The organism is Kitasatospora sp. NPDC048662 (assembly GCF_055587065.1).
Window position 1 is genome coordinate 102,623 of the sequence record NZ_JBVJHA010000010.1, and the last position, 24,191, is coordinate 126,813.

At 71.2% G+C, this 24,191-nt stretch carries 28 protein-coding genes and 1 tRNA gene; 22 read left to right on the plus strand and 7 right to left on the minus strand.

Translation table 11 applies throughout. The features are described from left to right. Nucleotides 1–228 precede the first annotated feature (228 nt). Nucleotides 229–1,254 (plus strand): hypothetical protein, encoded by a 1,026-nt coding sequence (locus tag ACZ6R9_RS24910; RefSeq protein WP_465540443.1) that lies wholly within the window; start codon nucleotides 229–231, stop codon nucleotides 1,252–1,254. A 63-nt stretch (nucleotides 1,255–1,317) separates the two neighbouring features. Here ACZ6R9_RS24910 and ACZ6R9_RS24915 read toward each other — a convergent pair whose 3' ends face one another. Both ACZ6R9_RS24915 and ACZ6R9_RS24920 read right to left on the minus strand, forming a co-directional pair. After that, nucleotides 1,318–1,908 (minus strand): isochorismatase family protein, encoded by a 591-nt coding sequence (locus ACZ6R9_RS24915; RefSeq protein WP_380483618.1) that lies wholly within the window; start codon nucleotides 1,906–1,908, stop codon nucleotides 1,318–1,320. A 116-nt stretch (nucleotides 1,909–2,024) separates the two neighbouring features. Further along, nucleotides 2,025–3,338, minus strand: a complete 1,314-nt coding sequence (locus ACZ6R9_RS24920) for a nicotinate phosphoribosyltransferase (RefSeq protein WP_380483620.1) — start codon at nucleotides 3,336–3,338, stop codon at nucleotides 2,025–2,027. 144 nt (nucleotides 3,339–3,482) lie between these two features. Here ACZ6R9_RS24920 and clpS point away from each other — a divergent pair, with 144 nt between their 5' ends. The 9 genes from clpS to ACZ6R9_RS24965 all read left to right on the plus strand — a co-directional run bounded on the left by clpS (nucleotide 3,483) and on the right by ACZ6R9_RS24965 (nucleotide 9,589). Next, entirely contained in the window at nucleotides 3,483–3,776 is a 294-nt protein-coding gene (clpS, locus tag ACZ6R9_RS24925) for an ATP-dependent Clp protease adapter ClpS (protein WP_043914156.1), read from the plus strand. Nucleotides 3,777–3,819: 43 nt separating this feature from the next. Beyond that, nucleotides 3,820–4,395, plus strand: a complete 576-nt coding sequence (locus ACZ6R9_RS24930) for a DUF2017 domain-containing protein (protein ID WP_465540445.1) — start codon at nucleotides 3,820–3,822, stop codon at nucleotides 4,393–4,395. A 159-nt stretch (nucleotides 4,396–4,554) separates the two neighbouring features. Further along, a complete protein-coding gene (locus ACZ6R9_RS24935) occupies nucleotides 4,555–5,994 on the plus strand; it encodes an amino acid permease (RefSeq protein WP_380483624.1) in 1,440 nt (479 codons plus the stop codon). 20 nt (nucleotides 5,995–6,014) lie between these two features. Continuing rightward, the gene (locus ACZ6R9_RS24940; protein WP_387647455.1) at nucleotides 6,015–6,446 is read left to right on the plus strand and encodes a M67 family metallopeptidase; all 432 of its coding nucleotides are present in this window, start codon (nucleotides 6,015–6,017) and stop codon (nucleotides 6,444–6,446) included. Between the two features lie 140 nt (nucleotides 6,447–6,586). Further along, nucleotides 6,587–6,700: a putative leader peptide gene (locus tag ACZ6R9_RS24945; protein WP_338015809.1), complete on the plus strand. Its 114-nt coding sequence runs from the start codon at nucleotides 6,587–6,589 to the stop codon at nucleotides 6,698–6,700. Nucleotides 6,701–6,816: 116 nt separating this feature from the next. Beyond that, complete coding sequence (locus ACZ6R9_RS24950) at nucleotides 6,817–7,095, plus strand: MoaD/ThiS family protein (protein WP_402507652.1); 279 nt, start codon at nucleotides 6,817–6,819, stop codon at nucleotides 7,093–7,095. Nucleotides 7,096–7,285: 190 nt separating this feature from the next. Beyond that, entirely contained in the window at nucleotides 7,286–8,254 is a 969-nt protein-coding gene (locus tag ACZ6R9_RS24955; RefSeq protein WP_380483629.1) for a PLP-dependent cysteine synthase family protein, read from the plus strand. Nucleotides 8,255–8,488: 234 nt separating this feature from the next. Beyond that, complete coding sequence (locus ACZ6R9_RS24960) at nucleotides 8,489–8,677, plus strand: MerR family transcriptional regulator (RefSeq protein WP_380483631.1); 189 nt, start codon at nucleotides 8,489–8,491, stop codon at nucleotides 8,675–8,677. Nucleotides 8,678–8,836: 159 nt separating this feature from the next. Continuing rightward, a complete protein-coding gene (locus tag ACZ6R9_RS24965) occupies nucleotides 8,837–9,589 on the plus strand; it encodes an MBL fold metallo-hydrolase (protein WP_380483633.1) in 753 nt (250 codons plus the stop codon). On the opposite strand, the gene ACZ6R9_RS24970 is transcribed toward ACZ6R9_RS24965, so the two are convergent. Continuing rightward, nucleotides 9,577–9,810, minus strand: a complete 234-nt coding sequence (locus tag ACZ6R9_RS24970; protein WP_465540449.1) for a hypothetical protein — start codon at nucleotides 9,808–9,810, stop codon at nucleotides 9,577–9,579. The two genes, ACZ6R9_RS24965 and ACZ6R9_RS24970, sit on opposite strands and share 13 nt — an antisense overlap. 197 nt (nucleotides 9,811–10,007) lie before the next feature. Between ACZ6R9_RS24970 and ACZ6R9_RS24975 the strand changes: the two genes are divergently transcribed. Then, nucleotides 10,008–10,274: a response regulator transcription factor gene (locus ACZ6R9_RS24975; protein WP_465540450.1), complete on the plus strand. Its 267-nt coding sequence runs from the start codon at nucleotides 10,008–10,010 to the stop codon at nucleotides 10,272–10,274. A 54-nt stretch (nucleotides 10,275–10,328) separates the two neighbouring features. Here the strand turns inward: ACZ6R9_RS24975 and ACZ6R9_RS24980 are convergent, their stop codons facing one another. Further along, nucleotides 10,329–11,573, minus strand: coding sequence for a PTS transporter subunit EIIC (locus ACZ6R9_RS24980; protein WP_465540451.1), 1,245 nt, complete (start codon nucleotides 11,571–11,573; stop codon nucleotides 10,329–10,331). 196 nt (nucleotides 11,574–11,769) lie between these two features. After that, the gene (locus ACZ6R9_RS24985; RefSeq protein WP_380483639.1) at nucleotides 11,770–13,062 is read right to left on the minus strand and encodes a PTS transporter subunit EIIC; all 1,293 of its coding nucleotides are present in this window, start codon (nucleotides 13,060–13,062) and stop codon (nucleotides 11,770–11,772) included. A gap of 363 nt (nucleotides 13,063–13,425) precedes the next feature. On the opposite strand from ACZ6R9_RS24985, the gene ACZ6R9_RS24990 reads away from it, so the two are divergent. The 4 genes from ACZ6R9_RS24990 (at nucleotide 13,426) to rdgB (ending at nucleotide 15,672) form a co-directional block, all read left to right on the plus strand. After that, nucleotides 13,426–13,659 (plus strand): PTS sugar transporter subunit IIB, encoded by a 234-nt coding sequence (locus ACZ6R9_RS24990; protein ID WP_380483641.1) that lies wholly within the window; start codon nucleotides 13,426–13,428, stop codon nucleotides 13,657–13,659. A gap of 125 nt (nucleotides 13,660–13,784) precedes the next feature. After that, nucleotides 13,785–14,510: a ribonuclease PH gene (gene rph, locus ACZ6R9_RS24995; protein WP_380483643.1), complete on the plus strand. Its 726-nt coding sequence runs from the start codon at nucleotides 13,785–13,787 to the stop codon at nucleotides 14,508–14,510. A 100-nt stretch (nucleotides 14,511–14,610) separates the two neighbouring features. Continuing rightward, complete coding sequence (locus tag ACZ6R9_RS25000) at nucleotides 14,611–15,039, plus strand: hypothetical protein (RefSeq protein ID WP_380483645.1); 429 nt, start codon at nucleotides 14,611–14,613, stop codon at nucleotides 15,037–15,039. A gap of 27 nt (nucleotides 15,040–15,066) precedes the next feature. Continuing rightward, nucleotides 15,067–15,672 carry an RdgB/HAM1 family non-canonical purine NTP pyrophosphatase gene (gene rdgB, locus ACZ6R9_RS25005; protein WP_380483647.1) on the plus strand — a complete coding sequence of 202 codons (606 nt, stop codon included), beginning with the start codon at nucleotides 15,067–15,069 and terminating at the stop codon, nucleotides 15,670–15,672. Nucleotides 15,673–15,735: 63 nt separating this feature from the next. On the opposite strand, the gene ACZ6R9_RS25010 is transcribed toward rdgB, so the two are convergent. Beyond that, nucleotides 15,736–15,819 (minus strand) — tRNA-Leu (locus tag ACZ6R9_RS25010). 322 nt (nucleotides 15,820–16,141) lie between these two features. Between ACZ6R9_RS25010 and ACZ6R9_RS25015 the strand changes: the two genes are divergently transcribed. After that, nucleotides 16,142–18,532, plus strand: a complete 2,391-nt coding sequence (locus ACZ6R9_RS25015) for a chitinase C-terminal domain-containing protein (RefSeq protein WP_465540556.1) — start codon at nucleotides 16,142–16,144, stop codon at nucleotides 18,530–18,532. 78 nt (nucleotides 18,533–18,610) lie between these two features. Here the strand turns inward: ACZ6R9_RS25015 and bcp are convergent, their stop codons facing one another. Next, nucleotides 18,611–19,084, minus strand: a complete 474-nt coding sequence (gene bcp, locus ACZ6R9_RS25020; RefSeq protein ID WP_465540454.1) for a thioredoxin-dependent thiol peroxidase — start codon at nucleotides 19,082–19,084, stop codon at nucleotides 18,611–18,613. 150 nt (nucleotides 19,085–19,234) lie between these two features. Between bcp and ACZ6R9_RS25025 the strand changes: the two genes are divergently transcribed. From ACZ6R9_RS25025 to ACZ6R9_RS25050, 6 genes are all read left to right on the plus strand, one after another. Then, nucleotides 19,235–19,576, plus strand: a complete 342-nt coding sequence (locus ACZ6R9_RS25025) for a DUF3618 domain-containing protein (RefSeq protein ID WP_380483651.1) — start codon at nucleotides 19,235–19,237, stop codon at nucleotides 19,574–19,576. Nucleotides 19,577–19,714: 138 nt separating this feature from the next. Beyond that, on the plus strand, nucleotides 19,715–20,017 hold the full coding sequence (locus ACZ6R9_RS25030) for a GroES family chaperonin (protein ID WP_380483802.1): 303 nt from the start codon (nucleotides 19,715–19,717) through the stop codon (nucleotides 20,015–20,017). 285 nt (nucleotides 20,018–20,302) lie between these two features. Next, nucleotides 20,303–21,106: an ABC transporter permease gene (locus ACZ6R9_RS25035; RefSeq protein WP_465540456.1), complete on the plus strand. Its 804-nt coding sequence runs from the start codon at nucleotides 20,303–20,305 to the stop codon at nucleotides 21,104–21,106. After that, the gene (locus tag ACZ6R9_RS25040) at nucleotides 21,099–21,932 is read left to right on the plus strand and encodes an ABC transporter permease (RefSeq protein ID WP_465540458.1); all 834 of its coding nucleotides are present in this window, start codon (nucleotides 21,099–21,101) and stop codon (nucleotides 21,930–21,932) included. Before ACZ6R9_RS25035 ends, ACZ6R9_RS25040 begins: the two co-directional genes overlap by 8 nt. 15 nt (nucleotides 21,933–21,947) lie before the next feature. After that, the gene (locus ACZ6R9_RS25045; RefSeq protein ID WP_465540460.1) at nucleotides 21,948–22,916 is read left to right on the plus strand and encodes an ABC transporter ATP-binding protein; all 969 of its coding nucleotides are present in this window, start codon (nucleotides 21,948–21,950) and stop codon (nucleotides 22,914–22,916) included. A gap of 61 nt (nucleotides 22,917–22,977) precedes the next feature. After that, on the plus strand, nucleotides 22,978–24,180 hold the full coding sequence (locus ACZ6R9_RS25050) for a glycosyltransferase family 2 protein (RefSeq protein ID WP_380483658.1): 1,203 nt from the start codon (nucleotides 22,978–22,980) through the stop codon (nucleotides 24,178–24,180). Nucleotides 24,181–24,191 lie beyond the last annotated feature (11 nt).

A 24,191-nucleotide genomic window follows, 5' to 3' on the forward strand; every position in this document is an offset into this window, starting at 1 on the left:
CAGGTGGGCGGCCGGTTGTGGCCGGATCGAAATGCGGTGCCGATCCAATGAAAATCGGATTGTAGGCGGTAAGTCCGACCTGATCCGACAACAGTTCGAACGTCCGATCCGCCGAATGGGTGGGGGTATGGGGACTTTAGTGCAGGGCAGTCCTGGTTTGACGACGGTTGGGTAACAGGCCGTCAGGTAGGGAGTCGACTGTCGGAGGCGAAGGGGAGTGTTGTCGGTATGAGCTACCGGATTCCGCAGCAGCCCACCTCTCTCGAAGAGCTTGCCCGGCGCCAGCAGAATGTGGTGACGGCCAGCCAGTTGCGCGCCCGGGGCGTGCCGGCCCGCCTGGTGAGCGAACACTGCCGGCAGGGCGGTCCGTGGCAGCGGCTGCTACCGCGGGTGTACCTGTTGCAGGAGGGGCCGCCGACCCCGGAGCAACGGATGTGGGCGGCGCTGCTGTACGCGGCGCAGAGCGGCCGGGCGGAGGGCGGCCGGGAGCGCGCGGTGATCACCGGGGCGGCGGCACTGGCGCTGTACGGATTCGTGTCGATGCCGCGGCTGCCCGCGGTGTTCGGGGTGGAGGTGCTGGTGCCCCGGCAGCGCCGGCTGCGGGACGCCGGGCAGGTCCGGATCCGGCGCACCGAACGGGAGTTGGTGGCACGCGAGGTGCACGGACTGGTCTGCGCACCGGTCGCCCGGGCGGTGGCGGACGCGATCCGCGAATGGTCCGAGCAGGGCGCGCTGGAGGCCGGTCTGGTCGGCCCGGGGGTGCTGCGGGCGGTGCTGCGCGAGGCGCTGGCGCGCGAGGGCGGGAGCGGCGCGGCCGAGCTGCTGGCGGAGCTCGCCGAGGCGGGCCTGCTGGCGGAGCCGCGGGTGCGCGCGGCGGTGGACGAGCTGCTGGCGGCGCAGCGGGAGTCGGCGCTGGCCTCGCTGGTGGAGCTGGCCGCCGAGCTGGGCCTGCCGCTGCCGCTGTCCGGCCCGGAGCTGCGGATGCGCGGCGGCACGTACATCGCGGTGCCGGACCTGTTCTGGCCGGAGGCGGCGGTGGCGGTCGAGGTGGACTCCGAGGTGCGCTGCGTCAGCGAGGGCGAGGCGGCCTGGGTGCGGGCCGGGCAGCACCGGATGGAGTACCTGGGCGTGCGGGTGGTGTACGTCGGCTCGTCCCGGCTCGCCGCCGAACGGGACGCGGTCGGCGGCGAGTTGGCCGAGGCGTACCGGATCGGCGGCGAGGACGTGGTGGCGCTGGTGGTCACCGAGCGGTGAGCGGCGCGGGGTCGGTGGCCGCGGTGCTCAACGGGCGCCGTGGCAGCGGGAAGTGGCGCCCGGTCAGCTGCGGACCACCGGGGTGCCGGTGAGTTCGACGCCGGCGGCGCGCAGTTCGTCGAGCGCGGCGGTGGTGGTGGCGGGTGCGACGCCGGCCGTCAGGTCGAGCAGGACGCGGGTGGCGAAGCCCTCCCGGGCGGCGTCCAGGGCGGTGGCCCGGACGCAGTGGTCGGTGGCGATGCCGACCACGTCGACGTCGGTGACGCCGCGTTCGTTCAGCCAGTCGGCGAGGGTGCCGCCGTGCTCGTCGAGGCCCTCGAAGCCGCTGTAGGCGGCGGCGTACTCGCCCTTGGAGAACACCGCTTCGATCGCGCCGGAGGTCACCGAGGGCGCGAAGTTGGGGTGGAAGCCCACGCCTTCGGTGCCGGCCACGCAGTGCGCGGGCCAGGAGCGGACGTAGTCGGGTTCGGCGGCGAAGTGCGCCCCGGGCTCGATGTGGTGGTCGCGGGTGGCGACGATGTGGGCGTAGCCGGGCGCGGAGTCGGCGATCAGGTCGGTGATCGCGGCCGCGACCTCGGCCCCGCCGGCGACGGGAAGGCTGCCGCCTTCGCAGAAGTCGTTCTGCACGTCGACGACGATCAGGGCCCGGTGCATGGCTGGTCTTCTCTCGTTGGGTGGTGCGGTCCGAAGGCCGGGGTCTCGGCCGCGTCGGTGTCGGGGACGGTGGGGCGGTTGGCACTCTAGGCAGTGCCGGGCGGCGGCGGAAGGGTTCAGCCGGTGTAGCGCTCGGTGCCGAGCACCGGTTCGCCGCGGGACAGCTGGGTGGCGGACAGCGGCAGCGTGGCGCGGGCGCGGCGGTGGCGTTCGCGGGCGGCGTCCAGTGGTTCGCGGCCGACCACCTCGCCGGCGGTGATCAGCGGGACGTGCAGCAGGTGCGGCTCCAGGTCGGCGGGCACCGGGCCGGTGCCGACCACCTCGGTCTCGGCGACGCCGTCGGCGTCGGGGCGGCGGGCGGCCCACTTGCGGCCGCCGATGCTGATCTTGCCGCCGGCCGAGCGCTTGGCGACGGGGACGAGTTCGCCGCCGCCGGCGGATTCGCGGGCGACCAGCTTGTAGACCATCGCGCAGGTCGGGTGGCCGCTGCCGGTGACCAGGCTGGTGCCGACGCCGTAGCCGTTCACGGGGGCGGCGGCCAGTGCGGCGATGGCGTACTCGTCGAGGTCGGAGGTGACGATGATCTTCGTGCCGGTGGCGCCGAGCTCGTCGAGCTGGCGGCGGACCCGGTGGGCGAGCAGCGTCAGGTCGCCGGAGTCGATCCGGACGGCGCCCAGGTCGGGGCCGGCCACCTCGACGGCGGTGCGGACCGCCTCGGCGAGGTCGTAGGTGTCGACCAGCAGGGTGGTGGCGCGGCCCATCGACTCGATCTGCGCGGTGAAGGCGTCCTTCTCGCTGTCGTGCAGCAGGGTGAAGGCGTGCGCGGCGGTGCCGGTGGTGGGGATGCCATACGTGAAGCCGGCCTCCAGGTCGGAGGTGGCGGAGAAGCCGGCCAGGTAGGCGGCCCGGGAGGCGGCGACGGCGGCCTGCTCGTGGGCGCGCCGGGCGCCCATCTCGATCACCGGGCGGTCCCCGGCGGCGGCGGTCATCCGGGAGGCCGCGGCGGCGATCGCCGAGTCGAAGTTGAGGATCGACAGGATCACCGTCTCCAGGATCACCGCCTCGGCGAAGCTGCCCTCGACGGTCAGCAGCGGCGAGCCGGGGAAGTACACCTCACCCTCGGGGTAGCCGTGGATGTCGCCGGTGAAGCGGTAGTCGGCGAGGTAACGCAGCGTGTCCTCGTCCACCACCCGCTGGTCGGCGAGCCAGTCCAGCTGGGGCGTGGTGAACCGGAAGTTCTCCACGGCGTCCAGCACCCGGCCGGTGCCGGCCAGCACGCCGTAGCGGCGGCCGTTCGGCAGGCGGCGGGTGAACACCTCGAAGACCGAGCGGCGGTGGGCGGCGCCGCTGCGCAGGGCGGCCTGCAGCATGGTCAGCTCGTAGCGGTCGGTGAGCAGCGCGGAGCTGCGCTGCGCGGTGATGGCGTCCATGGGAATGATGCTACTACCACTTAGCGTCAGAGTGACGATTTCCCTCCGGGGTCACGTGTCGGACGACCCTGATTCGCTCCGGAGTCCCTCGGATGGAAGCATGGGCCGAGGGGAAAGATCGAGGTCGACGAGGAGAGACGGACTGTGAGTGTCGCGCCGGTGGAGATCGAGCGCCCGGAAGTGGAGGGGGTTCCGGTCACGGAGCCGGACACTCCCTGGGTGACCATCGTCCACAACGACCCGGTCAACCTGATGACCTACGTGCAGTACGTCTTCCAGAGCTACTTCGGCTACCCGAAGGACAAGGCGCGCCAGCTGATGATGGACGTGCACACCAAGGGGCGGGCGGTGGTCTCCAGCGGCACCCGCGAGGAGATGGAGCGCGACGTGCAGGCGATGCACGGCTACGGCCTCTGGGCCACCCTGCAGCACGACTGACGGCCCGCCACCCACCGATCCACGAGGGACTGATCCGAAACACATGGCCGGTTTGTTCGAGAGCGCCGCGAGCGGCGGCGCGGCGATCCCGCTGGACGAGTTCGAGGCCTCCATCCTGCGCTCGCTGGAAGTGCAGATGCTGGAGCTGATCGGCCCGCCGCCCGGCGGCGAGCACGAGGACCCGCTGGCGGCGCTGTTCGCCGAGGGCCCCAGCGAGGCGCCCGATGACCCGGCGCTGCTGCGGCTGTTCCCCGACGCGTACGGCGGCCCGGGCGCGCCCCAGGATCCGCAGACCGCCGAGATGGCCTCCGAGTTCCGCCGCTACACCGAGCTGGACCTGCGGGCCCGCAAGCGGGAGGACGCCCTGGCGGTGGTCCGGGCGCTGGACGGGCTCGGTGGCGAGGGCGGCGTGGTCGCGGTCGGCGCCGGGGACTGTCCGCGCTGGCTGGGCGCGCTCAACGACCTGCGGCTGACCCTGGGCTCCCGGCTGGAGGTCACCGAGGACGACGAGGACGGCCTGTACGACCTGCCGGAGAGCGACCCGCGCAAGCCGCTGGTGATCGCCTACCTGTGGCTGGGCGCGATGCAGGAGAGCCTGCTGGAGGCGATGGCCGGCTGAGCCATCGGGACCACCCGTTCGCTCGTATTGTCCGATTATTTCGGGAGTGCTCGCATTCGCGCTGCTACGGCGCATTTCGCGTGATTCACTGCTGCTTCACCCGTATGACGGGGCGCGTCGGCCGACCGGTCGGCGCGGACCGGGAGGCGAGGCGGGCAGATGACCGAGGCGACCGACGAGACGACCGACCCCGTCCCCGACGACGAGGGCTACCAGCGGGGGCTCGGCGGCCGGCAGATCCAGATGATCGCGATCGGCGGTGCGATCGGCACCGGCCTGTTCCTCGGCGCCGGCACCGCCATCTCCAAGGCCGGCCCGAGCCTGCTGCTCGCCTACGCGGTGGCCGGCGTGGTGATCTTCGTGATCATGCGGGCCCTCGGCGAACTGCTCACCTACCGCCCGGTGTCGGGCAGTTTCGCCGAGTACGCCCGGGAGTTCCTCGGCCCGTTCGCCGGCTTCGTCACCGGCTGGACGTACTGGCTGTTCTGGGTGGTCACCGGCATGGCCGAGACCACCGCCGCCGCTGTCTACGTGCGGTTCTGGGAGCCGGGCGTCCCGCAGTGGGGCACCGCGCTGGTCTTCCTGCTGCTGCTGTACGGCGCCAACCTGATCTCGGTGAAGCTGTTCGGCGAGATCGAGTTCTGGTTCTCCATGGTCAAGGTCACCGCGATCGTGGGGATGATCCTGATCGGCGTCGGTGTGCTGATCTTCGGCTTCTCCTCCGCCGGGGAGACCGCCTCGATCAGCCACCTGTGGAACGACGGCGGCTTCTTCCCCAAGGGCTTCGGCGCCACCGTGATGTCCCTTCAGATCGTCATGTTCGCCTACCTGGGCGTGGAGTTGGTCGGCGTCACCGCCGGCGAGAGCGAGAACCCCGAGAAGACCCTGCCGCGCGCGATCAACACCCTGCCGGTGCGGATCGCGCTGTTCTACGTCGGCGCCCTGCTGATCATCCTGTCGCTGGTGCCGTGGTCCGAATTCGAGCCCGGCGTCAGCCCGTTCGTCGCCGCCTTCGGCAAGGTCGGGATCCCCGCCGCGGCCGGCATCATCAACTTCGTGGTGCTCACCGCGGCGCTGTCCTCCTGCAACTCCGGGATGTACTCCACCGGCCGGATGCTGCGCGACCTGGCGCTGCGCCGGCAGGCCCCCGGCCGGCTCACCCGGCTCACCGCCCGGCGCACCCCCGCCGCCGCGATCACCGTCTCGTGCCTGCTGATGGGGGCCGGCGTGGTGCTCAACTACCTCGTGCCGGAGCGGGCGTTCGAGTACATCACCTCGGTCGCGACCGTCTGCGGCCTGTGGACCTGGGGGGTCATCCTGGCCAGTCAGCTCCGCTACCGCGCCGCCTGGAAGGCCGGCCGGCTGCCCGAGCCGACCTTCCGCGCCCCAGGCGGGAACTGGAGCCGCCAAGTGGCGCTGGCCTTCCTGGCGATGGTCCTGGTGCTGATCGCCCTCGACCCGACCGCCCGGATCTCGCTGTACGTCTTCCCCGGCTGGGCGCTGCTGCTGATCGTCGGTTACCGGGTGCTCAGCCGCCGCGACCCGGCCGCCGTGCACGGCGATCCGCACGCACACCTGCACGCCCGAAGCGGCGAATGACGCCTCGCTATCCTGGCCGCATGCTGACCATCACCCGAGAACTGCGCGACCGGATGGTCGCCCACGCCCGCGCCGACCACCCGGACGAGGCATGCGGCGTGATCGCCGGACCGGCCGGCACCGGCCGGCCCGAGCGGTTCATCCCGATGCTCAACGCTGCCCGCTCGCCCACCTTCTACGAGTTCGACTCCGGTGACCTGCTGAAGCTCTACCGCGAGATGGACGACCTGGACGAGGAACCGGTGGTGATCTACCACTCGCACACCGCCACCGAGGCCTACCCGTCCCGCACCGACGTGAGCTACGCCTCCGAGCCGTTCGCCCACTATGTGCTGGTCTCCACCGCCGAGGGCACCGGCGAGGACGACCCCTACCAGTTCCGCTCGTTCCGCATTGTGGACGGTGTGATCACGGAGGAAGACGTCGAGGTGGTCGAGGCCTACCAGGTCTGAGCCCCACGGCCCGCCGACGGGCCCGCCCCGGCCGCGCAGTGCGCGGTGGGCGGGCCCGTTTTCTCATTCGGCGGGACGCTTTCGACCGAATGGCGAGACATGCATGTCAAAGCGGGGGCGGGAATCTATACGATGAGTCCATGCGTTCCGTCGATGTGAGCATTCAGGCCCCAGGCACCCGCCTCGTGGCGCGCCTGCACGTCGACCTGTGCCGGCTCGCCAGCGCGATCTGTCCCGGCACCGCCGCGCGCTGACCGGCAGAGCCGACCCACAGTCTCCCGATCCTTCCGCCCCGGCCGCCCCGGGGCTCTTCCTCCTGCCGTGCCCCGCCCGGCCCGGCAAACCGACTTCACTCCACAGGAGCGCAGCCATGGCCATCGAGGTCCGCATCCCGACCATCCTCCGCACCTACACCGACGGCGCCAAGGCCGTGGACGGCAACGGCGCCAACCTCGGGGAGCTGTTCACCGACCTCGACGCCCGCCACCCCGGCATCGCCGCCCGCCTGCTGGACGGCGGCGAGCTGCGCCGCTTCGTCAACGTCTACCTGAACGACGAGGACGTCCGCTTCCTGGACGGCGTGGCCACCGAGCTCGCCGACGGCGACAGCGTCACCATCCTCCCCGCCGTGGCCGGCGGCATGAAGTAGAGGGCCACCGGCGGCCGGGCGCGGCGTCGCGTGCCGACAGCTGTCGCCCGGCCGCACGTCCCCTGTCGCGCGCAGCGCCGCTGCCCTCCCTTCCCAGCCCTGGCGGCGGGGAGGCGCCCCCACGCGATGCCCGCCCGGACTCGGCTCTCGCCCCGCTCCTTCTTCCACCCCAGACCCGCCGGAGGCCCCCATGCGCTACGACAGCCCGATCGAGGCCGTCGGCAACACCCCCCTGGTGCGGTTGCCGCGGCTGTCCGCGGCCGTGCCCGGCAATGACGACGGCCTGGTCACGCTGTGGGCCAAGCTGGAGGACCGCAACCCCACCGGCTCCATCAAGGACCGTCCGGCGCTGCACATGATCGAGCGTGCCGAGGCCGCCGGCCGGCTCACCCCGGGCTGCACCATCCTGGAGCCGACCAGCGGCAACACCGGCATCTCGCTCGCCATGGCGGCCAAGCTCAAGGGCTACCGGATGGTCTGCGTGATGCCGGAGAACACCAGCGAGGAGCGCCGCGAGCTGCTGCGGATGTGGGGTGCGGAGATCATCCCCTCGCCGGCCGCCGGCGGCTCCAACACCGCGGTGCGGATGGCCAAGGAGATCGCCGCCGAGCACCCCGACTGGGTGATGCTCTACCAGTACGGCAACCCGGACAACGCCGGCGCGCACTACTACGGCACCGGCCCGGAGATCCTCGCCGACCTGCCCACCGTCACCCACTTCGTGGCCGGCCTGGGCACCACCGGCACCCTGATGGGTGTCGGCCGGTACCTGCGCGAGAAGGTCCCCGGCGTGCAGATCGTCGCCGCCGAGCCGCGCTACGACGACCTGGTGTACGGCCTGCGCAACCTCGACGAGGGCTTCGTCCCCGAGCTGTACGACGCCGAGGTGCTGACCACCCGCTTCTCGGTCGGCTCCGCCGACGCGGTCGCCCGCACCCGTGAACTGCTCCAGCAGGAAGGCATCTTCGCGGGTGTGTCCACCGGGGCGATCCTGCACGCCGCGATCGGGGTGGCCCGCAAGGCGGCCCGGGCCGGCGAGCGGGCGGACGTGGTCTTCGTGGTCGCCGACGGCGGCTGGAAGTACCTGTCCACCGGCATCTACACCGCCGAGTCCACCGAGGCGGCGGTCGAGGCACTGCAGGGCCAGCTCTGGGCCTGACGGAACGTCAACTCGACGGCGCGGCAACCCTTTCGGGTGCCGCGCCGTCGGCGTTCGGATGGTGGGACGGTCGGATCATCGGCCTGCTGTGACATCCCGGTATTTGTCCGTTCCCGGTGACCGCTCTGTCACGGAACCGCGACCGCGCCACGTCGTGCACCCGCCCGGCGTGCCCGCCCCCCGAGGCTGGCGGGCGCACCGCTTGGTTCACCGTCACCGTGGAGGTGGGCATCCATGCCCGGCCGGAAGCTCTGGTCCTACGTCGAGATCGCCCGCCACATCGGCGTGCAGGCCGAGACCGTCCGCCACTACAAGCGCCACGGACTGCTCCCGCACCCCGACCGGATGGACGCCGGCGGCCGTCCCCGCTGGTACCCGCAGACCATCAGGCACTGGGCCAGGGCCCGTCCCGGGCGGCGCTGAAACTGCCCGCCCCGTCCTGGTGATTCCGCCCACAGCGCGGCACGGGAGAGGGGGCAAAGTGCTGCCCGGCCCTTACCCTCGACACTCAAAGAAGCCGCTCCGCCCCCGGCGGCGCGGACGGCCGCGGACGATGGCCCGACGGGGCGGGAAGGGCTCGGCATGAAACTGACCGTGGTGGGGTGCTCGGGGAGCTTCCCGTCCGTGGACTCCCCGTGCTCCAGTTACCTGGTGGAGGCCGACGGCTACCGCCTGGTCGTCGACCTCGGCAACGGCGCCCTCGGCAACCTGCAGAAGTACACCGGCCTGTACGAGGTGGACGCGGTGCTGCTCAGCCACCTGCACGCCGACCACTGCATCGACCTGTGCGCCTACTGGGTGGCCCGCAACTACCGGGTCGAGGGCTGCCCCGAACTGCTGCCCGTCTACGGCCCGACCGGCACCGCGGACCGCCTGGCCCGCGCCTACGACATGCCGGAGAAGCCCGGTATGACGGAGGTCTTCGACTTCCGCGACCTCACCGACGGCGCCCGCCTGGAACTCGGCCCGCTCACCGTCACCGCGGTTCTCGTCAACCACCTGGACTCCGAGGCCTACGGCTTCCGGATCGAGCACGACGGCCGCAGCGTGGTCTACTCCGGCGACACCGGCGTCTGCCCGGAACTGGTCGAACTCGCCCGCGGCGCCGACCTGTTCCTGTGCGAGGCGGCGTACACGCACGGCAAGGAGACCTTCGACTCCATCCACCTCAACGGCCGGCAGGCCGGCGAGCACGCCGCCCGGGCCGGCGCCGAGCGCCTGGTGCTCACCCACATCCCGCCGTGGACCGACGCCGAACGCAACCGCCGCGACGCCGCCGCCGTCTACCCCGGCCCGGTCGACCTGGCTCGCGCCGGAGCCGTCTACGAGCTGTGAACCGGCGTCAGCCAGTGCCGGTATCGGGCGTCCTCCCCGTGCACCGCGGCCCGGTACGCCTGGGCCAGTGTCTTCGTCAACTCGCCTTCCTGTGAAGGCAGTTCGCGGTTGTCCAGGGAGCCGACCGGGACCACCCCGGCGGCCGTTCCGGAGAGGAACACTTCGTCCGCCGCGTACAGGTCCGAGCGCGGCAGCGGCTCGATCCGGACCTCCGCCCCCACGGCGCTGGCCCGCCGGGAGGCGACCGACGCCCTGTACGCCCGTCTGCTCGCCGACCCCGGCTGCCCGCTGGACTCCCTGCGCGCGGAACTCGACTGCGAGGAAGCCGAGTTCGCCCGGGCCCTGGACGACCTGCGGACTCTCGGACTGGCCCGGGGAGCCGCTGGGCAGTGCGGCGGTGGTGGTGCGCGATCCGGCGGTGGTCTCGGTGGTGCGGGAGCTCTTCGAGCACTTCTGGGCGGCGAGTTGGGTTCCGTCGGAGCTGCTCGGCCGTGCGGCACCGGACGACCGGCACCGGGAGGTGCTTCGGCGGCTGGCGGCGGGGCTGACGGATCAGGCGATCGGGCGGAAGCTGGAGATCTCGGATCGGACGGTGCGGCGGTTGGTGGCTGATCTGACGGCGGCGCTGGGGGCGCGGTCGCGGTTTCAGGCGGGGGTGCATGCGAGTCGGTTGGGGTGGATCTGAGGGGCGCTTCCGCGTTCAACCGGCTGTCGGATGCGCGCCTCCGGGGGCGCAGTTCTATGTCTCGTCGAAGTCCTCTTCCTCGCGGCCGGGGGTTTTCAGGTCGAAGCGGAGGATGACGAAGCGGAAGGCGGTGTAGTAGATCACCGCGATCACGAGTCCGATCGGGACGATCAGCCAAGGTCTGGTGGCGTAGCCCCAGTTGAGGACGTAGTCGATGACGCCGGCGGAGAAGGTGAAGCCGTGGTGGACGCCGAGGGCCCAGGTGGCGGCCATGGACAGGCCGGTGAGGAGGGCGTGGGCGACGTAGAGGGCGGGGGCGATGAAGACGAAGGCGAACTCGATGGGTTCGGTGATGCCGGTGGCGAAGGAGGTGAGGGCGAGGGAGATCATCATGCCGAGGACGGCGCGGCGGCGTTCGGGGCGGGCGCAGTGGGCGATGGCGAGGGCGGCGGCGGGCAGGCCGAACATCATGACGGGGAAGAAACCGGACATGAACTGGCCGGCGCTGGGGTCGAGTTGGAAGAAGCGGGTCTGGTCGCCGTGGAAGGTGCGGTCGCCGACGGTGTAGTTGCCGGCCTGCTGCCAGAAGAAGGTGTTGGCGATCTGGTGCAGGCCGAACGGCAGCAGGGCCCGGTTGATCAGGCCGAATATGCCGGCGCCGAGCGCGCCGAGGCCGATCACCCAGTTGCTGAACTCATCGACGGCGGAGCCGATCGGGCCCCAGCAGAGGCCGAAGAAGACGCCGAGGCCGGTGCCGGCGAAGGCCATCACGATGGGGACCAGCCGGCGCCCGTTGAAGAAGCCGAGCCAGTCGACCAGCCGGGTGCGGTGCAGGCGCTGCCAGAGCAGGGCGGAGAGCAGGCCGACGACCACTCCGCCGAGTACCCCCGGGTCCTGGTAGGTGGCCTCGACGTCCTTGCCGGGGAGTTCCTGGTAGGCGGTTTTGGGGAAGGCGGTGAGCACCTGGTGGTAGGTCAGGAAGCCGACCAGTGCGGCGAGTGCGGTGGAGCCGTCGGACTTCTTGGCGCAGCCGATCGCGATGCCGACGCAGAACAGCAGCGGCATCCAGTCGAAGACGGCGTGGCCGGAGGCGGCGAAGACCTCGGCGACCTTGGTCCAGCCGAGGCCCTTGGGGCCGAACACGTCGTCCTGGCCGAGTCGGAGCAGGAGGCCGGCGGCGGGCAGGACGGCGATCGGGAGCTGGAGGCTGCGGCCGATCTTCTGGAGGGCGGGGAAGACCCGGGGGAGCAGGGCCCGTCCGCCCGGTGCCGCCTGCGAGTTCGGTGCGGTCGTACTCATAGCGGGCGGTTCCTCACGGCAGCGCGATCCTGGTCTAGACCACTGGTGGCCCGTTTCAGTTTCTAGCACGCGCCGAACAGGCTCCGGAACCCTCCGAAGGCCCGCCCCGCCGAGCGCCGCGGAATCGAAACCCAGGACAACAGCGCGCCCCCGGGCGGGAATTGTCTCCCATCGGGGGCGCTCCGGGCGAATCCCGTCAGGCCTTGGTGGGGTCCTCGATCTCGCCCTCCTCCTCGCGTCCCGGTGTTTTCAGGTCGAACTTGGCGATGACGAACCGGAAGACCAGGTAGTAGACCACCGCGAAGCACAGGCCGATCGGGATGATCAGCCAGGGTTTGGTGGCCAGGTTCCAGTTGATCACGTAGTCGATCAGGCCGGCCGAGAAACTGAAGCCGTCGTGGACGCCGAGCCCCCAGGTGATCGCCATCGAGGCGCCGGTGAGCAGGGCGTGGATGCCGAACAGCAGCGGGGCCACGTAGGCGAAGGAGTACTCGATGGGTTCGGTGACGCCGGTGACGAAGGAGGTCAGTGCGACCGAGGTCATCAGGCCGTAGATCTCCTTGCGGCGGTGCGGCTTGGCGGACGCGGCGATGGCCATCGCGGCGGCGGGGAGCGCGAACATCATGATCGGGAAGAAGCCGGAGAGGAACTGGCCGGCCGTCGGGTCGCCGGCCAGGAAGCGGCCGATGTCGCCGGTGGCGGTCTTGCCGGTGTGCGGGTTGGTGTAGGTGCCGAACTGGAACCAGACGAAGGTGTTCAGCAGCTGGTGCATGCCGACCAGCAGCAGGGCGCGGTTGGCGACGCCGAAGATGCCGGCGCCGCCGGCGCCCAGGTCGGACAGCCACTTGGAGAAGTCGGCCAGGCCGGTGCCGATCGGCTGCCAGATCCACACCATCAGCGAGCCGAACAGCAGGCCGACCAGGGCGGTGATCATCGGGACCAGGCGGCGCCCGTTGAAGAAGCCCAGCCAGTCGACCAGCCTGACCCGGTGGTAGCGCACCCACAGCCAGGCCGAGAAGAGGCCCATCAGGATGCCGCCGAGCACGCCGGGGTTCTGGAAGTCCACCTTCACCGCCGTCTTGGCCTCGAAGTCGATGCAGACCGTCTGCTCCAGCACCGAGGGGGCCGGGCAGGGCTTCGGGAAGGCCCGCAGGACGGCGTAGTAGACCAGGAAGCCCGCCACCGCGGCGAGCGCGGTCGAGCCGTCCGCCTTCTTGGCCATGCCGATCGCCACGCCGATGCAGAACAGCAGCGGCAGGCCGAGGGCCGGGTCGAGGAGCGCGCCGCCGGCGGCGGCGATGGCCTTGGCGACCCGGTCCCAGCCGAGGCCGTCCTTGCCGAAGATGTCGTCCTGGCCGAGGCGGGTGAGGATGCCGGCGGCGGGCAGGACGGCGACCGGCAGCTGGAGGCTGCGGCCCATCTTCTGCAGGCCGCCGTAGAAGGTGTGCCACCAGGTGCTCTGATGAGCGGTGGCGCCTGTGGAGCTCATGTGTCGGCCCTCCCTGCGCTGCGTGCCCGGTCCGTCCGTGGGTGGGGCCAGGAACACCGGCGGACCGTCCGGCGTTGTCGGAGTACATCTACAATTGGTGTAGACCATTTCCGAGGCCCGAGGCGGTCCGCGGGGTCTCGGGGCCCGGTGATCGTCATCCTCGGGCGGCCCCCGAGCGGACCGCGCGCGGAGCTGGTCCGAACGTGAACCAACGTGGCATATCGTCCGGAATCGGGTGATGCTGGTCGCGCCGTCGGAAGGCGCGGCAGACTGATCCCGAGTCACTTCCGGCCGGCACCACGCACACGCAGTACGGCACCCGGCGACCGACCGCCGATGCGCCGAGACAGAGGGAGAAAGACCATGGCCAGCAAGGCTGAGAAGATCGTCGCCGGTCTCGGCGGAATCGAGAACATCGACGAGATCGAGGGCTGCATCACCCGGCTGCGCACCGAGGTCCACGACGCCTCCAAGGTCGACGAGGCGGCGCTCAAGGCGGCCGGCGCCCACGGTGTGGTGAAGATGGGCACGGCCATCCAGGTCGTCATCGGTACCGACGCCGACCCGATCGCGGCCGAGATCGAAGACATGATGTGAGCCGAGGCCCCCGCCGGCCCGCTCCACCGCCACGGCCCGCCCCGGACGTCCGGAGGCGGGCCGTCGTGCTGGAGCGGGGCCGGGGACGGGACGGGTGGGGACCCGGACGGGATACGCTCGTTCGCATGTCACGCATCGACGGCCGCACCCCCGACCAGCTCCGCCCCATCACCATCGAACGGGGCTGGAGCAAGCACGCCGAAGGCTCCGTCCTGGTCTCCTACGGCGACACCAAGGTGCTGTGCACCGCCAGCGTCACCGAGGGTGTCCCGCGCTGGCGCAAGGGCAGCGGCGAGGGCTGGGTCACCGCCGAGTACGCCATGCTGCCGCGCGCCACCAACACCCGCGGCGACCGCGAGTCGGTGCGCGGCAAGATCGGCGGCCGCACCCACGAGATCAGCCGGCTGATCGGCCGCTCGCTGCGCGCCGTGGTCGATCACCGCGCGCTCGCCGAGAACACCATCGTGCTGGACTGCGACGTGCTCCAGGCCGACGGCGGCACCCGCACCGCGGCGATCACCGGCGCCTACGTGGCGCTGGTCGACGCGGTCTCCTGGGCCCGCGAGAAGAAGCTGCTGCGCGCCAAGGGCCGGCCGATCACCGGCGGGGTCAGCGCGGTCAGCGTCGGCATCATCGACGGCGTCCCGATGCTCGACCTCCGCTACGAGGAGGACGTCCGGGCCGAGACCGACATGAACATCGTCTGCACCTCCGACGGGCGTTTCGTCGAGGTCCAGGGCACCGCCGAGGGCGCCCCGTTCGACCGCGACCTGCTCAATCAGCTGCTCGACCTGGGCAGCCTGGGCTGCGCCGAGCTGGACGAGATCCAGCGCAAGGCGCTGGAGCTGTAGCGTTCCCCGGGGAACCGCGGTGGGCCGAACGGCCGTCAGAAGCGGAGGGCGGGCCCGCGTGTGCTGTACAGACACGCGGGCAGACCCTTAACGTTCCGCTGTGGGCCCGCACACCCTCCTGGAGGACTCGCCGATGCAGCAGCCGCTCAGCATCAACCGCTCCACCGCGCTGGCCGTCGCCGCGCTGGTGCTGATCCTGCCGCTGAGCGCGGTCAGCTGCTCCGCCGCGGAGAAGGCGGTGAGCTGCGCCAACACCGCCGTGCAGCTCTCCACCGACGTGGCGCAGCTCGGCACCGCGTACAACAACGCGGACAAGGACCCGGCCGCCGCCGGGAAGGCCGTGCAGAAGATCAAGGGCGACCTGGACAAGATCGGCCGCAACTCCAGCGACGCCGACCTGGCCAAGGCCGTCGGCGACCTGCAGACCCAGGTCGACAAGGTGCAGAAGGCCATCGACAACAACGAGACGCCCGACCTCGGCCCGCTCGGGGACGCCGCCGGGCGGATCAGCAAGGTGTGCGCAGGCTGATTCCGGCGGGTGGATAGGCTTGCGGGCATGACCAAGCGCCTCGTTCTCGCCACCCGTAACCAGCACAAGGTCGCCGAGCTGCGCGACATCCTCGGCGCGGCCGGGCTGGACGTCGAACTGGTGGGCGCGGACGCCTACCCCGAGGTGCCGGACGTGCCGGAGACCGGCGTGACCTTCGCCGAGAACGCCCTGCTGAAGGCGCACGCGCTGGCGAAGGCCACCGGACTCCCCGCGGTCGCCGACGACTCCGGGCTGTGCGTGGACGTGCTCGGCGGGGCGCCCGGCATCTTCTCCGCCCGCTGGGCCGGCCGGCACGGCGACGACAAGGCCAACCTGGACCTGCTGCTCGCCCAGCTCGGCGACATCGCGGCCGAGCACCGTGCCGCGTCCTTCGCCTGCGCCGCCGCGCTGGCCCTGCCCGACGGCACCGAGCGGGTGGTCGAGGGCCGGCTGCACGGCACCCTGCGCACCGAGCCGGCCGGCAGCGGCGGCTTCGGCTACGACCCGATCCTGCAGCCGCTCGGCGAGAGCCGGACCTGCGCCGAGCTGAGCGCCGAGGAGAAGAACGCGATCAGTCACCGCGGCCAGGCGTTCCGCTCGCTCGCCCCGGTGGTCGCCGAACTGCTCGGCTGAGACGCCGCGTTGACAGACAAGGGGCCCGCCCGGAATGTTCCGGGCGGGCCCCTTGCCGTGGGGTGCGGCCTGAGGGACTCGAACCCTCACGAGATTGCTCTCACGGGCACCTAAAACCCGGGCGTCTGCCAATTCCGCCAAGACCGCAGGCAGCGACTTCCCCGTCATGCTACTTGTCCGTCACCTCGGCGTGCACCATCCTTTCGGGCGGCGTCCGGGCCGCCGGGGTGGCGTGCTGGGGGGAGCCGGTGGCGGCGGGGTGCGGACGGTTCGGCCTTTCTTGCCAAGTTGGTACAGACCTGTTGACATGAGTGGTCCAGACCTTTTAAGTTCGGCGGAACTTCCCCCACATGTGCGTGCCCTCCCACAGGCATGTACGCGACACTCTCTCCCGGAGGACCGAGTGTTGATCCGACATGCGACGGCGCAGCGTCCCACCGCTGCCGGCCGTCAGAAGACCGGACGCAAGGTGGCGTTCGCCGCCACCGCGGCGGCAGGGCTCGCGGGCCTGCTGATGGGCACGCTCGGCGTCGCGCCGTCCGCCGCCGCCGTCGACAGCCAGGCCTGCCGCCCCGACGGCATGTACACCACGCCCGGCGTAGACGTCCCCTACTGCAACGTCTACGACACCAGCGGCCGCGAGCAGATGGGCGCCGACCACCAGCGCCGCGTCATCGGCTACTTCACCGGCTGGCGCACCGGCAAGGACGGCACGCCCGCCTACCTGGTGAACAACATCCCCTGGGACAAGGTCACCCACCTCAACTACGCGTTCGCGCACGTCGCCGGCGACAACACCCTCTCGGTGGGCACCGACAACGCGGACAACGCCGCCACCGGAATGACCTTCCCTGGCGTGGCCGGCGCGGAGCTGGACCCGTCGCTGCCCTACAAGGGCCACTTCAACCTGCTCAGCAAGTACAAGAAGCAGTACCCGAACGTCAAGACCATGGTCTCGGTGGGCGGTTGGGCCGAGACCGGCGGCTACTTCGACGACTCGGGCAAGCGGGTGGGCTCCGGCGGCTTCTACTCGATGACCGTCAACGCGGACGGGTCGGTCAACCAGGCCGGCATCAACACCTTCGCGGACTCCGCCGTCAACTTCATCAAGAAGTACGGCTTCAACGGCGTCGACCTCGACTACGAGTACCCGACCTCGATGAAGGACGCGGGCAACCCGCTCGACCACTCCCTCTCCAACGCCAAGCGCGCGTCCCTGATGAAGGGTTACGCGGCGCTGATGAAGACCATGCGCGAGAAGCTCGACCGGGCCTCCGCCGCCGACGGCAAGTACTACCTGCTGTCGGTCGCCGCCCCGTCCTCGGGCTACCTGCTGCGCGGCATGGAGACCTTCCAGGTCACCCAGTACCTGGACTACGTCAACATCATGTCGTACGACCTGCACGGCGCCTGGAACCAGTACGTCGGCCCGAACGCCGCGCTGTACGACGACGGCAACGACGGCGAGCTCAAGGCCGCCAACGTGTACGGCACTTCGCAGTACGGCGGGATCGGCTACCTGAACGGCGACTGGGCTGTCCACTACTTCCGCGGCGCGATGCCGGCCGGCCGGATCAACCTCGGCGTGCCGTACTACACCCGCGGCTTCCAGAACGTGCAGGGCGGCACCAACGGCCTGTGGGGCACCGCCTCCACCACCAAGTGCCCGGCCGGCTCCGGCCTCACCACCTGCGGTGACGGCGCCGTCGGCATCGACAACATCTGGCACGACCTGGACGACAACGGAAAGGAGTCGCCGGCCGGCTCCAACCCGATGTGGCACGCCAAGAACCTGGAGAACGGCGTCGTCCCGGACTACCTGGGCAAGTACGGCGTCACCGACACCGCGCTCAACGGCAGCTACACCCGCAACTACAGCTCCGCGCTGGCCTCCCCGTGGCTGTGGAACGCCAACAAGAAGGTGTTCCTGTCCACCGAGGACGACCAGTCCATCGCCGCCAAGGCCGACTACGTGGTCAACCAGGGCGTCGGCGGCGCGATGATCTGGGAACTCGCGGGCGACTACAAGTGGGACGCCACCGCCAACGGCGGCAAGGGCGAGTACGTCCAGGGCAACACCATGACCTCGCTGCTGTACGACAAGTTCAAGTCGGCCTCGGCGTACGGCGCGACCCGCTCCACCGTCCCGCTGCCGCAGCAGACCCTGCCGATCGACGTGTCGTTCACCAACTTCGCGCTGGGTGACAACAACTACCCGATCAACCCGAAGATCCACATCGTCAACAACTCGACCGTCACCCTGCCGGGGGGCACCGAGTTCCAGTTCGACTACTCGAACTCGGCGCCCGGCAACGCCGCCGACCAGTCCGGCTTCGGCTCCAAGGTCATCCGGGCCGACCACACCGGGAACAACATCGGCGGCCTGAAGGGCACCTACAACCGGGTCTCGCTGAAGCTGCCGACCTGGCAGTCGCTGGCGCCCGGCGCCTCGGTGGACGTCGCGTTCGTCTACTACCTGCCGGTCTCCACCCCCGCCAACTGGACCGTCAACGTCGGCGGCACGCTGTACGGCATCGCCGGGGACTACACCCGCGGGGCCACGGCGGGCACCGGCTCGCCGTCGCCCAGCACCTCCGCCTCCGCCTCGGCGTCCGCGTCGGCCTCTGCTTCGCCCTCGCAGTCGGCCTCGCCGTCCGCTTCGCCCTCGCAGTCGGCCTCGCCGTCGGCGTCCGCCGGCAGCTGCTCGGGTGCGCCGAGCTGGAACGCCGGAACCACCTACGCCACCGTCACCAAGGTGTCGTGGAAGGGCCACTACTACCAGAACAAGTGGTGGACCGCGGGCGAGGACCCCTCGTTGAGCGGCGCCTGGGGCGTCTGGACGGACCTCGGGGCCTGCTGATACCGAACCCATGAACGGCGGTGGCGGTCGACCCGGTCGGGGGGTCGGCCGCCACCGCTGCCGTGCTGCCGGGTGCGGCTACTGGCCGACCTTCAGGTCCTTCAGCAGCTTCGCGACATGGCCGGTGGCCCGGACGTTGTACAGCGCCCGCTCGACCTTGCCCCGCTCGTCCACGATCACCGTGGAGCGGATCACGCCCTGGTAGGTGCGGCCGTAGTTCATCTTCTCGCCGTACGCGCCGTACGCCTCCAGCACCTTGTGCTCCGGGTCGGACAGCAGCGTCACCTTCAGGTGCTCCGTCTCACGGAACTTGCCGAGCTTCTCCGGCTTGTCCGGCGAGATGCCGATCACGTCGTAGCCCGCGCCCGCGAAGACCTCCAGGTTGTCCGTGAAGTCGCAGGCCTGCTTGGTGCAGCCCGGGGTCAGCGCCGCCGGGTAGAAGTAGACGATCACCTTGCGGCCCAGGTGGTCGGCCAGCGACACCTCGTTGCCGTCGGCGTCGGGCAGGGTGAAGGCGGGGGCGGTGTCGCCCGCCTGCAGGCGCTCGCTCACGATGGTGCTTCTCTCCTCCGGTCCAGGACAGGGTGGTGCTGCCAGCCAACCTACCTCCGTTGGTGGGTGGCGCTGCGCGAGCGCGACGGCGAGCTGACAGACTGTCGGTGCAGAGACGTACCTAGCGGTAACAGAGATGGGGTGGCCCCAGTGGCAGCGAGCAGCAAGGACACGTCGGCACCGCGCACGACGGCCCAGATCGAGGCGGACATCGCCGGGACCAGGGACAGGCTCGCCGCGACTCTCGACGAGCTCGCCATGCGCGTGCACCCGGCGACCGTCGCCGCCCAGACCAAGGCCAGGCTGCGCGCCACGGTCGAGCAGAAGGCCGGCAAGGCGTACGTCGCCGCGAGCGGCGCCGTCGAGCAGGTCAAGTCCAAGTTCGTCGACGAGGACGGGCGGCCGCGGCCCGAGCGGATCGTGCCCGCGGCGCTGGTCGGCGTCGGCGTGGTGCTGCTCATCGCGTCCGCGAAGCGGCGGCGCAAGGGCTGAAACGCTCTTCGCGGACGGCGGAGCCCCGGGGCGGGTGCCCGGGGCTCCGCCGTTTCCCGTGTCCGGTACCGTCGGGGCGTGAGTGAGAACGACACGCAGAGCAGACACGACCGGCTCGGGGAGAAGCTTCCGATTCGGATGCTGCACGACCGGGTCCTCGTCAAGACCGAGACCGGCGAGGGCGAACGCCGCTCCACCGGCGGCATCCTGATCCCGGCCACCGCCGAACTGTCCCGCCGCTGCACCTGGGCCGAAGCGGTGGCCGTCGGCCAGAGCGTCCGCTCCGTGGAACCCGGCGACCGGGTGCTCTACGACCCGGAGGACAAGCTGGAGGTGGAGGTCCGCGGCGCGACATATGTTCTGCTCCGGGAACGCGACCTGCACGCGGTGGCGGCGGGGCGTTTCGGCGACCTGGAGGGCTCGACGGGGCTGTACCTGTAGGGGTACGAAACCAGGGTGAGCACACTCAGGGGCGCGGGGAACTGCGCGCAGCGGAAGGCACCCCACCGCAAGATCGCGACGCGGGCAATGACTTGCCTTTGAGCGCGACCTGGCCGGCGGTGCATGGCCCCTCCGCTCGCGCGAGCCTCCCCGCGCCCCTGTTTTCGCACCCCTCCGCTCGCGCGAGCCTCCCCGCGCCCCTGAATTCCGTACCCCTGCGGCCCTCCCGGTTGTACGCTCGCTGGTTTCGCACCCATCTGCGTTCGCGTAACAAGGAGACAGTGCATGGCCGGGGTCTACTCAGCCGTCGCCCGAGGCGCGTTTCGGCGGTACTCGACGTACCGGGCCGCGACGGTGGCCGGGGTGGTGACCAATTCCGTCTTCGGGGGGATCCTCGCGTCGGCGATGCTCGCGTTGTGGCGTGCGCGGCCGGGGTTGGGTGGGTATGACGCGCGGCAGGCGGTGACGTACGTCTGGATCAGCCAGGCGCTGTTGGTGACGGTCGCGGTGTGGGGCGGCGGGTTCCAGGACGATGTGCAGGCGCGGTTCCGGAGCGGGGACATCGCGATCGACCTGTACCGGCCGGTGGACTTCCAGGGGTGGTGGCTGGCGACGGACCTGGGACGGGCGGGGTTCCAGCTGATCACCCGGGGCGCGGTGCCGCTCGTGCTGGGGGCGCTGGTGTTCGAACTTGCGCTGCCGTCGAGGCTGTTGGTGTGGGTGGAGTTCCTGCTGGCGGTGGTGCTGGCCGTGGTGGTGAGTTTCGGGGTGCGGTTCCTGGTGTCGTTGGCCGGGTTCTGGATGCACGACTCGGAGGGGGTGCGGGCGGCGGTGATGGTGGTGTCGATGTTCTTCTCCGGGACGCTGCTGCCGCTGGCCCTGTTCCCGGGCGTGCTGGGGGAGTTGGCCCGGGTGCTGCCGTTCTCGGCGATGGTGCAGCTGCCGGCCGACGTGCTGCTGCAGCGACGTACCGGGCACAGTCTGCTGACCCTGTACGGGTTCCAACTGGCCTGGGCGGCAGCCCTGTTGGGGGCGGGCCAGGTGGTGCAGGCGCTGGCGGTGCGCAAGGTGGTGGTGCAGGGTGGTTGAGAGCGAGTCGCTCGCCGCCCGGGCGGGCTGGGCGGTGCGTTCGTGGTGGCTGATCGCCGCGATGTGGGGCCGGTCGGGGTTGACGTACCGGACGTCGTTCGTTCTGAGCCTGGCCGCGAACATCCTGGTCACGTTCCTGGACTTCGTGGTGCTGATCCTGATGTTCCGGCACACCGGCCGGCTGGCGGGCTGGACGCTCGCGGAGACCGGGTTCCTGTACGGGACGAGTGCGGTGGCGCTCGGCGCGGCCAACTTCCTGGTCGGCTCGGTGAGCGCTCTGGGCGAGCGGGTGCGTTCCGGGGCGCTGGACACCATGCTGATCCGGCCCGCCCCCGCGCTGGCCCAACTCGCGGCCGAGCGCTTCTCGTTGCGGAGACTGGGCCGTCTGGTGCAGGCCTTCGCGGTGCTCGGCTGGTCGCTCACCGCGCTGGACGTGCGGTGGACCTGGGACCGGGTGCTGATGGTGCCCGGTCTGCTGCTGTGCGGCACGGTGATCTTCTGCGCGGTCTTCGTCGGCTGCTCCTGCGTGCAGTTCTGGTGGGGCGACGCCGCCGAACTGCAGAACTCCGTCACCTACGGCGGCGGCACGCTGCTGCGGTACCCGCCGGCGGTGTTCGCCAAGGAGGTCGTCGCGGGCACCGTCTTCGGGGTGCCGCTGGCGTTCGTCAACTGGCTGCCCGCGCTGCACATCCTGGGCCGGCCCGACCCGCTCGGGCTGCCCGTCGGGTTCCGGTTCGCCTCGCCGCTCGCGGCCGCGCTGTGCGTGCTGGCGGCGGCGCTGACCTGGCGGGCCGGGCTGCGCGCCTACCGCTCCACCGGAAGCTGAGAGAGGGAGAAGAGCGTGGCGGTGATCGAGGTCGAGGACGTCCGGCGGACATTCACCGTCCGGGCCAGGAGCGGCCGCCTGCGGCGCGAGAAGCGCGAGGTGCGGGCCGTGGACGGGCTGACCTTCCAGGTCGAGGAAGGGGAGTGCGTCGGCTGCATCGGGCCGAACGGGGCCGGCAAGTCGACGACGGTGAAGATGCTCACCGGCATCCTGGTGCCCAGCGGCGGGCGGCTGCGGGTCGCCGGGATCGATCCGGCCGCCAGGCGGGCCGCGCTGGCCCGGCGGATCGGCGTGGTGTTCGGCCAGCGCACCACCCTGTGGTGGGACCTGCCGCTGCGCGACAGCTACGAGCTGGCCCGCAGGATCTACCGGATCCCCGACGCCCGCTACCGGGCCAACCTCGACCGGTGCGTCGAACTGCTCGACCTGGGTGGCCTGTTGGACACCCCCGTGCGGCAGCTCTCGCTCGGCCAGCGGATGCGCGGAGACCTCGCCGCCGCCCTGCTGCACGACCCGAGCGTGCTGTACCTGGACGAGCCGACCATCGGACTCGACGTGATCAGCAAGACCAAGGTCCGCGAGTTCCTCCGCGAGATCAACCGGGAGCAGCGCACCACCGTGCTGCTCACCACCCACGACCTCACCGACATCGAGCAGCTGTGCGGCCGGGTGATGGTGATCGACCACGGCCGGCTGGTGCTGGACGGCCCGCTGGAGGAGCTGCACGCGGCCGGCGAGAGCGAACGCACCCTGGTGGTCGACCTGGCCGCCCCGCACCCGCCGATCGACCTGCCCGGGGTGCGCACCGTCAAGGTCGAGGGCCCCCGGCAGTGGCTGGCGTTCCCGGCCCGGCAGAGCGCCGCCCCGCTGGTCGCCGCCGTCGCCGAACGCTACCCGCTGGTCGACCTGTCGGTGCGCGAACCCGCCATCGAGGACGTGATCGCCCGGATCTACGCCGGCGCCGCCACCGAACCCGCCGTCTGAGCCGCTCACCCGAACGGGTGGGGGAGGTGACCGAACGGCCGGTGCGGGAGTTGGCATTCTTGTGACCGAGCCCGAACCGGACGTCAGTGTGGTGATCGCCGTCCACGACACCATGCCGTACCTCACCGACTGCCTGAACTCGCTGGCCGAACAGACCATCGGGGCGGCCCGGATGGAAATCGTCGCCGTCGACGACGGGTCGAGCGACGGCAGCACCGAGGAACTCGCCCGGTTCGCCGCCACCCACCCCGGGCTGCTGCGCACCGTGCGGCAGCCCGCGTCCGGCGGCCCCGCCAAACCCACCAACCGCGGCACCGACCTGGCCCGCGGCCGCTACCTGATGTACCTCGGCGCCGACGACTGGCTCGGCCCCGAGGCACTGGAGCGGATGGTCGACACCGCCGACCGCTGGCAGTCCGACGTGCTGATCCCCAAGCTCGTCGGCGAGAACGGCCGGATCGTCCCGCAGGGCATCTTCGAGCGCACCGCCGAACACGTCGGCTTCACCGACTCCGCGCTCGCCTGGGCGCTCGCCGACACCAAGATGTTCCGCCGCTCCCTGGTGCTCAGCCACGGCCTGCGCCGCCGCGAGGACCTGCCGGTCTGCTCCGACCAGCCATTCACCCTCGGCGCACTGCTGAACGCCCGCAAGGTGTCCGTGCTCGCCGACTACGACTACTACCACCTGGTGCTGCGGCAGGACCGCTCCAACGTCACCCACCGCGCCGGGCCGATCGACCGGCTGCGCGCCATGGACGCCGTCCAGGAGGTGCTGGAACGGGGCACCCGCCCCGGGCCGGTCCGCGACGCCGTCCGGGAACGCTACTTCAGCTGGGACGTCCCACAGGTGCTGCAGGAACAGTTCCTCGCCGAACCGCCCGCCATGCAGCGGCGCATCCTCGGCGAGATCGGCCGGCTGCTCGACCGGCACTGCCCGCCCGCCGTGTTCGGCGCCGTACCGGTGCCCGCCCGGCTGCGCCTCGCGCTCGCCCGGCGCGGCGAACTCGCCACCCTGTGCGAACTGATCGACTGGGAACGGCAGTACGGCCCCGCCCCCGTCGAGCGCCGCGGCGGCCGGCTGTACGCCCGCTACCCGATGTACCGCGACCGGCGGCTCGGCCTGCCCGACACGCTGTTCGACGCCGGCCGCGCCCCCGGCCCCAGCGGCTGGCGGCGACTCGTCCCCGCCCCCGCCCGCCGTGCGCTGCGCCGCGCCCGCCGGGCCTGGCGCGGCCGCCCCGGAACGCTGCGGGCCGCCCGATGACGCGGCCGCGG